An 11,104-nucleotide genomic window follows, 5' to 3' on the forward strand; every position below is an offset into this window, starting at 1 on the left:
AAATTTTAGTGTTTTTCGATAAAAAGCCCCGCCCAGCTCTGTTGCGTCGCCATCGCCTCTACGACGTTGATATTTACACGACGGGGCATCGCTAGGCAGCTTAGCACGATCTGCGCGATATCCTCGGGCAGGATCGCATCGACCCCCTCATACACGGCTGCGGCGCGCGCTACGTCGCCTTTAAAGCGCACCTCGCTAAACTCGCTCTTGCAGATACCAGGCGCGATCTCCGTCACGCGGATGCCCGTGCCGCGCAGGTCGTTGCGGATGTTGCGGCTAAACTGCTTGATAAACGCCTTGCTCGCGCCATAAACGTGGCTGCCCGGATAGGGCCACGCGCCCGCAGTCGAGCCGAGATTGAAGATATAGCCGCTTTTGCGCGCGATCATCAGCGGCAGCACCGCCTTGGTTGAATACAGCACGCCCTTGATATTCGTATCGACCATCGTCTCCAAATCCTCTACGGGCGTCTGCGCGATCCCCTCAAGCCCGAGCGCAAGGCCTGCGTTATTTACGAGCACCTCGACGTCTTTGAAATTTTCAGGCAGCGCGCTCACGGCATCAAAGACCGCAGCTTTATCGCGAATATCCGCGGCGATAATGTGCGTATTGCCAAGCTCGCCGGCTAGCTTCTGTAGCCGCTCTTTGCGCCGCCCGAGTGCTATGATCTTATAGCCCTGCGCGCTAAGCGCCCTGGCGATCGCCTCGCCAAAGCCGCTCGTAGCACCCGTGATAAATGCCGTGCCTAAATTTTTCATTGCTCGCCTCTTTCGTTATCGAAATTTGATTGCAGCCCCAAATCTTTTAAAATTTTAATCGCAGCCTCGTTTTTTGCGGCCTGCGCATAGTCCATTGCGTTAAATCCCGCATCGTCGATCGCTGAAATATCCGCGCCCGCGTCTATTAAAATTTGTAAAATTTTAGCCCCCGCGTGAGAGGCGGCATGCATCAAAACCGAGCGCGAAGTGTGCTCTAACGCGCACGCCCCTAAATTTTCGCCGCCTAAATTTAAAAGCGCGTTTTTGGTATTTTCGTCGATATAGCGAGCGTTTACGTCAGCGTTTGCGGCTAGTAAAATTTTAACCGCGCGCTCGTCGTTAAAGCCCACCGCGTAAAAAAGCGGCGTCTTGCCGAAGCTGTTTTTAGCGTTCGCATTCGCGCCTAATTTTAATAAAAACTCCATATTTTTCGGGTTTTTCAGCGCATAAAAAAGCGGCGTCTCATCGCCGAAATTAACGCTCGCGCCACGGTTTATAAGCGCGCGCAAAATTTGCTGGTCTCTTTCGTATAAAAGCGCTATATCAAGCATTTTGGTAAGTTCGGCGACGCTAAGATTTCTAGAAAGTTCAGCTGAAATTTGCTCCAAATCCCCGCTAATTACCGACTTTTGCTCTCTTGTTAGCTCGGCGCTATTTTTAGGCGTTCCGACGGCGAAAGTTAAAAATTCGTTTGCGACGTTAGTCGCGTAGTATGCCGCGCTCGCCGAATCGATGCCCTTATTTTCGTAAAATTTTACTAAGGGCGTAAGCGAGTCGCCGTAAGCTTTAAAAAATTCTTTATACGCTAAAAAATTATAAAGCGACTCGTGCGCCCAGTAGCGAAAATACCGCGTTTGCGCGTCTTTTGCGGCTTCGGCGATTTGCGGAGAGGCAAGCGTTTTAGCGTAACTTTCGGGCGCGAAGCTAGCTTGTAAAATTTTAAAAATAAGCGCGTTTAAATTTTTGTTAAAAACGCCAGAACCCACGCAGTTAGGGCGTTCTCCGCGGATATTTTTCGAGATTTCAAACAGCCGTCCGAGCTGCTCTATTTTTAACGCCGAGCCGTCGCATTCGGCCATGTCCGCTTCCAAAACGAAATTTTGCTTAGCGAAATTTTCTTTCGTAAGTTTATCGCAGACGTTTAAGCCCTCGGCGCTTAAAATGGCTAAAAACGCCGAAAATACGAGTAAAATTTTCACTAGCCGTCCTTAAATTTAAAATGGTCTAATTTTAACAAAAAATAACTTAGCGCGGCTAAAAAGCGCGCGAAATTTTAAAATTTTTCTAGCGACAAAGCGCAAATTGCGCGAAATTTCCGCCCGTAAACCCCTAAAATTTAAAATTTTCTATCTCGTTAAAATTTAAATAGCGATAAATTTGCGCCTCTTTGCCCGCAAGCTTTTGGGGCACTATACTCATATATTCTGAGACGCTAGGTAGCCTGCCCAGCACGGCGCAAACGGCCGCTAGCTCGGCGCTACCAAGATACACGCGCGCGCCCATGCCCATGCGGTTATCAAAATTTCGCGTCGAGGTAGAAAACACGGTCGCGCCGTCGTTTACGCGGGCTTGGTTGCCCATGCAAAGCGAGCAGCCCGGCACCTCCGTGCGAGCGCCTACCGCGCGAAAGATATCGTAGTAGCCCTCCTTTTCTAGCAGCGCCTGATCCATCTTGGTAGGCGGCGCGATCCAAAGGCGAGTGGGCAGCGTCCCAAGCCCCCGCAGAGCCTCGCCTAGCGCGCGGTAGTGGCCGATATTGGTCATACAGCTACCCACAAATACCTCGTCGATCTTATGCGGGCGCGAGCTACTAGCCAAAATTTCGCTCAGAGTCGCGACGTCGTCGGGGTCGTTCGGGCAGGCTAGGATGGGCTCGGTTATCTCGTCCAAATTTATTTCAATCACCTCGGCGTAGCGCGCGTTCTTGTCGGCTCGCAGCAAGCTAGGCGCCGCTAGCCACTCGCGCATTTTCGCCGCGCGGCGCTCCAGGCTCGCCCTACTCTCATACCCGGCCTCTATCATCGCCTCGATGAGAGCGACGTTTGAGCGGACGTATTCAGCGACGCTCTGCTCGCTCAAATTTACCGCGCAGGCCGCCGCAGAGCGCTCCGCCGAGGCATCGCTTAGCTCAAACGCCTGCTCGACTTTTAGCTCCTCCAGCCCCTCGATTTCTAAAATTTTACCCGCAAATACGTTTTTCTTGCCCTTCTTTTCGACCGTGAGTAGCCCGCGCTTGATCGCGTAGTACGGGATCGCATTTACCAGATCGCGCAGCGTCACGCCTTTTTGCAGTCGCCCGCTAAATCGCACAAGCACGGACTCCGGCATATTTAGCGGCATAGCCCCGGACACCGCCGCAAACGCCACCAGTCCGCTACCCGCGGGAAAACTCACTCCGATAGGAAAGCGCGTATGGCTGTCGCCGCCAGTGCCCACGGTATCAGGCAGCACCATACGGTTTAGCCACGAGTGTATGACGCCGTCGCCGGGCCTTAGACTCACTCCGCCGCGCGAGCTCATAAATTTAGGCAGCGTCTTTTGCGTTTCAAGGTCGCTAGGTTTCGGATAGGCCGCCGTGTGACAAAAACTCTGCAAAACAAAATCTGCCGAAAATCCGAGGCTTGCTAGCTCCTTGATCTCGTCGCGCGTCATCGGCCCGGTGGTATCCTGCGAGCCTACGGTTAGGGTTGCAGGTTCGCAGTACTGCCATGCCCTGACCCCCCGCACGCCGCAGGCCTTGCCCACGATCTTTTGAGCTAGCGTGTAGCCCTCGCTCTCATCCGTTTGCGGCTGCGCGGGCTTCGCAAATATATCCTCCGCACCTAAATTTAGCGCCGCCCTGGCCTTACCGCAAAGCGAGCGGCCGATGATGAGCGGTATACGCCCGCCGGCTCTAATCTCGTCAAATATCGTGTTTGGCGCAAGCGTAAAACGAGCGACGGGCTCACCTTGTAGCTTTTCGTTTTCGTTTAAATTTTCAAATTTAGCTTCGCCGTAAATTGAAACCGCGTCAAATTTACCCTCGGCGCTCAAATTTACCCGCCCGACGCGCAATATCTCGCCCGCGTACGGGCAGATATCCACGATGTCGCCCGTTTCTAGCGCGCTTACGTCGGCTACTATGGGCAGCGCGCCGCTATCCTCGGCGGTGTTGAAAAATATCGGCGCGATCGCCGTTCCTATCACGATACCGCCCGTTTTTTTATTCGGCACGCCCTCTATCTCGCGCCCGAGATGCCACTGGATGGAGTTTATGCCGCTCTTTCGGCTACTGCCGGTGCCCACGACGTCGCCCGCGTAGACGACCTCGAACCCGCTTTTTTTGAGCTCGCCGATCGTTTCTAGGCTGCCCGGCTGACGCTTAACTAGCATCGCATTTGCGTGCAGTGGGATATCCGAGCGCGTGTAGGCCTCGCTAGCAGGGCTTAGATCGTCGGTGTTGGTCTCGCCGGTGACCTTAAATATGACCGCTCTAATACGCCTAGGCAGGCTCTCGCGTGCCTTAAACCACTCCGCTTCCGCCCACGAGCGCAGAACTTCTAGCGCAAATTTATTGCTTTTAGCAAGCTCTGCCGCGTCGTTAAAATAATCATGCACGAAAATCGTCTCTTTTAGCACGTTACAGGCAGCCTGTGCCACGGCCTCGTCGGCGTTTTTTAGACTCTCAAGCAGCACGATGACGCTGTATCCTCCAAGCATAGGCCTCAGCAAATTTACGGCGGCGATTTTATCAAGGCCGCTTATCTCAAGCCCGTGATTTATAATCTCGTTTAAAAACTCCGCCTTTACCTTCGCCGCGTCGTCTACGCCCGGATTTACGCGATTTGCGAGTAAATTTATAAGCTCGCTCCGCCTACTTCCGTCTTGTTTTACAAGCTCGCAGACTTCCCTCGTCTGCTCCTCGTTTAGCGGTAGCGGCGGCACGCCTAGGGCCTCGCGCTCTTTTACGTGTTTTTCGTATTCGGTAAAAAAATCCATCGTTTTTCCTTATTAAAATTTACGTAATTTTAGCAAAACAAAGCGAAATTTGGCTAAATTTAAGCACTTGATTTTAAGGAATTACTATGCAAAAAGCGTATTTTGACTCGCCTATCAGCGTTTTGGAGATTTGCGGCGACGAGAGCGGAGTTTGCGAGCTAAATTTCGTGCGAGAATTCGTCCGCACGGATGTAACGGACGCAAATTTAAAGCTCTGTTTAAGCGAGCTTGAAAGTTATTTTAAAGGCGAGCTTAAAACTTTTAAAACGCGGCTAAATATCGGCGGCACGGCGTTTCAGAGGTGCGTTTACGAAAATCTGCAAAAGATCGCTTACGGGCAGCGCGTGACGTACGCCCAGTTGGCAGCGATGACGGGGCGACCGAGGGCGTTTCGCGCGGCGGGCTCGGCAAACGCAAAAAACAAAATCCCGATCATCGTGCCATGCCACAGAGTCGTCGCCTCAAACGGCCTTGGCGGATATAGCGGCGGCGAAGGGCTGGCGACTAAAATTTGGCTTTTGGAGCATGAAGCGAAATTTAAGGGAAAAATTTGATAGCTTGTATTTTTTCGGTTGAAATTTGACAATGTGCATATCAAATTTGTGATTGATGGACACAAATTTGACGCGAAATTTTGCTAGCAAACCGCGCTTTTATGCTCGCCGAATTTGGTAAATTTAACTCAAATCAAATTTATGCGCAAGCTATCTATTTGCAAAAACAAGCGTAAACACCCCGCTAGCAATCAGCGCGATACCTATCCACTCTCTGACGCTCGGGCGCTCGCCTAAAAATATAACCGCAAAAATGACGACCAAAACCAGGCTGAGCTTATCTATCGGCGCTACCTGCGACGCGGAGCCTATTTGCAGCGCTTTAAAATACGCCAACCACGACGCGCCGGTGGCCAGTCCGCTAAGCGTCAAAAATAGCCAGTTTCGCGCGCTTAGCTCGCCAAGCGGCTGCCACTTTTTAGCATACGTGAGAAACAAAACCAGAGCCGCAGCGATAACGAGCGTCCTGATAAAGGTCGCGAAATTTGAGTCTATACCCTCAAGCCCGACCTTGGCGAAAATCGCCGTAAGCGCGGCAAAAACCGCCGAAGCTAGCGCCCATAAAGCCCACTCTTGCATGATTTATCCTTTGCGAAATTATAGTCAAATTTGACGCTGTGAGAGCTCGAATTGGTGGTAGTTTTTTGCCTATTGTTTTATCTTGCAGTTTTGAACTCAACTTAAAAAATGGGTAAATTTTAGGCCCGCCTCAAACCTCAACACCAACTTCCTTAAATTTATCCACGAAAAAAGCGATTTTTTCAAACGCGTCTTGTTTTGCGCTTAGATACTTCGGACTTAGAGGGCTCATTTTAGGCAAGCTTTCATTTAAATCGGTTCCATTTGGGCTTGCGTATCCGCGTTTTAGCGATTTGCTTATATATCTTTTTGCCGCGCTTTCGTTTAAATTTAGCGAGTCGATTAGCTCCGCCGCCTCGCGCGACATCTCGCCTTTTGCAAATTTAAAAAACGCCTCCACGACGCCTGCTCTATCTTTTAACTCGTCCAAATCGGTATTGTTTATAAAGTCCACTATCAGCCCCTCTTTAGAGCGGTTTTCTAGGCTAGCGCGAATGATCCTGCGGATCTCTTCGGTAAGCGCGATTTTATCTTTTATCTTTTTATTGTGCTCGAATATCAACCCCAAAATGTAGTCTAAATTTATCTCCTGCGACCTTAATAAATCAATCTCAAAAACCACGTCGTCCCAGTCTATCTTTTGCGCCTCTTTACGTTCGCCTGCTCTTTCTTTTCTTAGCCAGTCTCTTATGTCGTTGTAGGTAGAGCGGTAGTCTTGGAGCGCTCGCACGCTAGGTATTTTTATGGCTTGCATCTCATGCAAATCCTCCTCGCTTAGATAAAATTTTTCTTTAAATTCGCGTACGGCATTTTCATCATCCAAATTTATCCCTTGCAAAGCCTGCAATGCTGCAAATTCATCATAGTTTTGCAGAGCATTTTCTACGCGAAGATACTCGCCAAAAAGCTTAACAAAATCCTTTTTATCCTTTTGCGTTTCTATTCTGCTAGGATCAGCAAAACGCGTCTCAAGCTCGCTCGTAACCTCTAAAAATCCCCTCCTAGCCTCGCCGGTAGCGGCATCGGTAAAGCCCTGCATATATTCTTTGTAGCTCTTTTCCAGTATCACGTTTTTGGTGCTATTTTTACCAAAAAGCGTGATGGCATCGATCGTAGCTTGCTGCAAGTCTCTAAAAGTCACGATATTGCCGAAGGTCTTAGTGGTATCTAAGATTCTATTTGTCCTAGAAAACGCTTGTATCAAACCGTGATAACGTAAATTTTTATCCACAAATAACGTATTTAAGGTAGGCGCATCAAATCCTGTTAAAAACATACCCACGACTACAAGCAGATCGATCTCCTGCTTCTTCATACGCTCGCTTAAGTCGCGATAATAGTCCTGAAACGACCTACCATCGATGCTAAAATTCGTCCTAAAATAGGCGTTATAATCTTTTATCGCCGCATTTAGAAATTCTTTTGAGCTCATATCCATCGTCTCGGGTTCAAAATTTTCGTCCGCTATCTCGCCGGCAACGCCCTGCTCCTCGTTTTGCGAAAATGAAAAAATCGTCGCTACTTTTAGCGGTCGCTCTTTATCTTTTTGCAAATTTTTAAACGCCTCGTAGTAAGCTTTTGCAGCCTCGATAGAGCTTACCGCAAACATAGCGTTAAAACCTTTGCCACTTGCGTTTAGGCGGTGTGTTTTTTGTTTAAAATGATCTAAGATATACTGCGAAATCTCCTTTATACGATCAGGGTGCAAAAATGCCTCTTTGCTCTCCGCAGCGCTTAGTTTTAGCTCATCTTTTTCGGTCTCAAATTCTCTAAATTTAGGCCTTACGTCGTTATAATCAACCTTAAATTTAAGCACTTTTTCGTCTCGTACGGCATCGGTTAATATATACGAGTGAAGCTCGCTTCCAAATACGCTTTGCGTCGTCTCCGCTCCTAGCGCATTTTGCGGAAATATCGGCGTGCCCGTAAAACCGAACTGGAAAAATCTCTTAAATTTTTTCTTTAAATTTTTCTGCGCCTCGCCAAACTGCGAGCGGTGACACTCGTCAAATATAAAAACAACCTCCTTTTGATATACAGCCAGCTCGCTTTCGCTTTTCATTAGATTATTTAGCTTTTGTATGGTCGTTACTATTATTTTGCCGTCGTCTTTTTCCGTATTTCGTTTTAGTTCGGCGCAGCTTGCCGAGCCGTTTACGCTATCTTTTTGAAATTTTTGATACTCCTTCATCGTCTGATAGTCTAGATCCTTACGATCTACTACGAAAAAGACCTTATCTATAAAATCAAGCCCCGTAGCGAGCCTTGCCGCCTTAAAGCTGGTTAGCGTTTTGCCTGATCCCGTCGTATGCCAGACATATCCGCCGCCATCCGGCTTTGCATAGCATTTGCCAAGATGCGAGCTATTTATCTTCCACAGTATACGCTCGGTTGCTGCGATCTGGTATGGACGCATGATTAGCAAGGTATCGCTCGCGTCAAATACGCAGTATTTTATCAATATGCATAAAAGCGTGTTTTTGGCTAAAAAAGTCGCAGTAAAATCCTTTATGTCCTTGATGGGGTAATTTTTAGAATCTGCCCAATTAATAGTAAAATCAAAACTACTCTTGTCGCGCTTTGTGGTATTTGCAAAGTACCGCGTATCCGTGCCGTTTGAGATAACGAAAATTTGCAGGTATTTAAATAGCGAATTTGACGCATTAAAGCTCTCTTTGGCATAGCGGTGTATTTGATTGAATGCTTCTCTTATCGCCACGCCGCGCTTTTTTAGTTCGATTTGCACGAGCGGCAGGCCATTTACCAGGATAGTAACGTCGTATCTATTTGCGTGCGCGCCCGTCTGCTCGAATTGATTAATTACTTGCACGCTATTTCGTGCGATATTTTTCTTATCGAGAAGGTAGATATTTTGTATATGCCCATCATCAAAAACAAAATCATAAATGTGATTATCTTGGATTTTGCGAGTCTTTTCATTTACGCCGTCGTTTGGCGCATCAAGATATTCGCCAAGCAGTCTAGTCCACTCAGAAGGCGTAAATTTAACCTCGTTTAGGCTTTCCAGTCGCTGTTTTAAATTTTCCAGTAGTTTTGCAGGAGAGTTTATATCTTTTGCATATTCGTAGCCTTGCGCGACAAGGTCGTTTATCAGCTCGCGCTCCATATCCGCTTCGCTTTGGTAGGTTAAGGGCTGGATTATCTTTTCATAAACGTCCAAGACTATAAAATTTTTACTCTCGGCTATGGGTTTAGTTTCGGTCATTTCGTTTCCTTTTCAGGCTGATTTTTCTTTAAAATTTAAGAGCAAATCCCTGTAATACTCATACTGCTTGCGCCTTAGCTCTATCTCTCGGGGCAAACCTTCGCTTATGGAGTTTACTAGCGTGTCGAATTTATCAAGGATTTCGACGATTTTGTGCTGGATTAACTTTGGGGGTATAGGAAATTTTACGTTTTTAAGTTTTGCCATATCCACAGAAGGGAAAGAACTAGAATTTGTATTTTGTTTGCACCATTCGCAAATTTTAAAGAAATAATAAAAGACAAACTTGACATCAAGTTTGTCTTTTAGCAATTCACGTATTGTAAAAGACGTGAATCGCTGATTCATTAAAAATGAATCAGCGATTGCGAGCGCATGCTCGCCGATCGTCGCGGTGGTCGCGACGATAATTGAGTTTTTAGGGATTAATTTACCGCCCTTAACAGCTTGAGGTGTTATTTTCTGTATAGAGTCAGATAAAATTCTACCGTTTTCGCGAATATCCTCCATGCGAAACCAAGGTATTGTTCCATTTTCCCAAAAATCTTTATTTGCCTTTGAGGGAGTATAGCCGTTTTTCATAATAAAGACATTTTCTATTGTCATCCATTCAATTTTTTCTTGAGCCTTATCAAAGTTCAAAAGATGGTCGCGATAAAATTCGTATTGCTTTTTCCTAGCTGTAAGCTCTGCTGTAAGCTTTACTGTAAGCTCTGCTGTAAGCAGAGTGAAAGAGTCCAAAATACGGACTATTTCACGCTGAACTTCCAGAGGAGGTATGGGGAGTTTGATTTTAGCCAGCTTTGACGGCGAAAGGTGCGTTACCGTAGTTCCACTCACGCATTTCATTTTTTCTTTTTCAAATTTTTTAGAATTTAAGTAATAAACCAAAAAACCAGGGTTTTGATTATGAGATAAAATTAACGTATCTCCGCCTATATATACAGGCGTTTGCGTCATTAAAGCAGACACTTTGCCTATCTGAGCCTCCTTTGTAGTACTAGAAATAGGCAATATTAAATCTCCAAAAATTGCAACACTAGCTTTTTGAGCGCGCTCTTTTGAGGTATAAGACGCTATTTTATTTATATAATCGCTGTAAGTAGTATATAGCTCGCCGTATAAAATCATAGGAATATCTCCCAAATCTTTATCACTTTTTGATAAAAATTTACCGCGCCTAAATTTACATATCTCCCCAAGCTCCCTAAACTCCACCCCTTGCGGACAAAGCCTTTTTATCAAATCAAAAATTTTACTCATTTTCGCCGTCCAAATTTATTTGCGCAACTATCTCGTCGATTTGCTCGCGTAAATTTGAGATTTTAGCCACGGTCTGCTTTATTTGCAAATTTAACTCGTCTATATTAATAACCTCGCGCATATCCTTTGCCTCGACATAGGAGCTAACAGCTAGATTATAGTCGTTTTGAACTATTTTTTCATTATCTACAAGCGCGCAGACGTGAGCTACATCCTCTTTTTTATCAAACAGATCTATTATTTTTAAGATGTGCTCATCAGTTAAGACGTTGTTGTTCGTCCTTTTTTCAAAAAACTCGCTAGCATCGATAAACTGCGTTTTAGTCTGGGTTTTATGCTTTGAAAGAACAAGGATATTTACAGCTATCGACGTGCCGTAAAAAAGATTTGGCGCGAGCGCGATGACGGTCTCGACGAAATTTTCTTTTACGAGATATTCGCGGATCTTTTTTTCAGCGCCGCTTCTGTAAAAAATACCCGGAAAACTAACGATAGCCGCGCGACCTTTTGCCGAAAGGTAGCTAAGCGCGTGCATGATAAAGGCAAAATCAGCCTTGCTTTTTGGCGCAAGGACGCCCGCAGGAGCAAATCTAGGATCGTTTATAAGTATAGGATCATCGCTACCGATCCAGTTGATGGAGTAAGGGGGATTTGAAACGATAGCGTCAAAAGGCCTATCGTCGCTAAGTTTTGGATCTAGTAGCGTATCGCCGAGCTCTATGTGAAATTTAGAGTAATTAATGTTG

Annotated in this window: 8 protein-coding genes; 1 reads left to right on the forward strand and 7 read right to left on the reverse strand. The window is 46.6% G+C overall.

The features are described 5' to 3' along the window. Positions 1-5: 5 nt before the first annotated feature. From QZ147_RS00735 to QZ147_RS00745, 3 genes are all read right to left on the reverse strand, one after another. Positions 6-758, reverse strand: a complete 753-nt coding sequence (locus QZ147_RS00735; protein ID WP_295146132.1) for an SDR family NAD(P)-dependent oxidoreductase — start codon at positions 756-758, stop codon at positions 6-8. Then, positions 755-1,957 carry an ankyrin repeat domain-containing protein gene (locus QZ147_RS00740; RefSeq protein ID WP_295146134.1) on the reverse strand — a complete coding sequence of 401 codons (1,203 nt, stop codon included), beginning with the start codon at positions 1,955-1,957 and terminating at the stop codon, positions 755-757. Before QZ147_RS00740 ends, QZ147_RS00735 begins: the two co-directional genes overlap by 4 nt. Positions 1,958-2,087: 130 nt before the next feature. Then, positions 2,088-4,736 carry a bifunctional aconitate hydratase 2/2-methylisocitrate dehydratase gene (locus QZ147_RS00745; protein ID WP_295146135.1) on the reverse strand — a complete coding sequence of 883 codons (2,649 nt, stop codon included), beginning with the start codon at positions 4,734-4,736 and terminating at the stop codon, positions 2,088-2,090. Positions 4,737-4,822: 86 nt separating this feature from the next. On the opposite strand from QZ147_RS00745, the gene QZ147_RS00750 reads away from it, so the two are divergent. Next, positions 4,823-5,290, forward strand: coding sequence for a methylated-DNA--[protein]-cysteine S-methyltransferase (locus QZ147_RS00750; RefSeq protein ID WP_295146137.1), 468 nt, complete (start codon positions 4,823-4,825; stop codon positions 5,288-5,290). Positions 5,291-5,440: 150 nt separating this feature from the next. Here QZ147_RS00750 and QZ147_RS00755 read toward each other — a convergent pair whose 3' ends face one another. The 4 genes from QZ147_RS00755 to QZ147_RS00770 all read right to left on the reverse strand — a co-directional run. After that, positions 5,441-5,869 carry an EamA family transporter gene (locus QZ147_RS00755; RefSeq protein WP_295146138.1) on the reverse strand — a complete coding sequence of 143 codons (429 nt, stop codon included), beginning with the start codon at positions 5,867-5,869 and terminating at the stop codon, positions 5,441-5,443. A 130-nt stretch (positions 5,870-5,999) separates the two neighbouring features. After that, the gene (locus QZ147_RS00760; RefSeq protein ID WP_295146139.1) at positions 6,000-9,095 is read right to left on the reverse strand and encodes a type I restriction endonuclease subunit R; all 3,096 of its coding nucleotides are present in this window, start codon (positions 9,093-9,095) and stop codon (positions 6,000-6,002) included. A gap of 12 nt (positions 9,096-9,107) precedes the next feature. After that, the gene (locus QZ147_RS00765) at positions 9,108-10,358 is read right to left on the reverse strand and encodes a restriction endonuclease subunit S (RefSeq protein WP_295146140.1); all 1,251 of its coding nucleotides are present in this window, start codon (positions 10,356-10,358) and stop codon (positions 9,108-9,110) included. Then, a partial coding sequence (locus tag QZ147_RS00770; protein WP_295146142.1) for a type I restriction-modification system subunit M occupies positions 10,351-11,104 on the reverse strand: 754 nt, incomplete at its 5' end. The genes QZ147_RS00765 and QZ147_RS00770, both read right to left, overlap by 8 nt.

The sequence above is a fragment of the uncultured Campylobacter sp. genome (genome assembly GCF_905371695.1).
Taxonomy (GTDB): Bacteria; Campylobacterota; Campylobacteria; order Campylobacterales; family Campylobacteraceae; genus Campylobacter_A.

Excerpts from the sequence above, each read along its gene's own strand:
- QZ147_RS00735 (WP_295146132.1), bottom strand. The coding sequence starts at position 758 with ATGAAAAATTTAGGCACGGCATTTATCACGGGTGCTACGAGCGGCTTT.
- QZ147_RS00745 (WP_295146135.1), bottom strand. The coding sequence starts at position 4,736 with ATGGATTTTTTTACCGAATACGAAAAACACGTAAAAGAGCGCGAGGCC.
- QZ147_RS00750 (WP_295146137.1), top strand. The coding sequence starts at position 4,823 with ATGCAAAAAGCGTATTTTGACTCGCCTATCAGCGTTTTGGAGATTTGC.
- QZ147_RS00755 (WP_295146138.1), bottom strand. The coding sequence starts at position 5,869 with ATGCAAGAGTGGGCTTTATGGGCGCTAGCTTCGGCGGTTTTTGCCGCG.
- QZ147_RS00760 (WP_295146139.1), bottom strand. The coding sequence starts at position 9,095 with ATGACCGAAACTAAACCCATAGCCGAGAGTAAAAATTTTATAGTCTTG.
- QZ147_RS00765 (WP_295146140.1), bottom strand. The coding sequence starts at position 10,358 with ATGAGTAAAATTTTTGATTTGATAAAAAGGCTTTGTCCGCAAGGGGTG.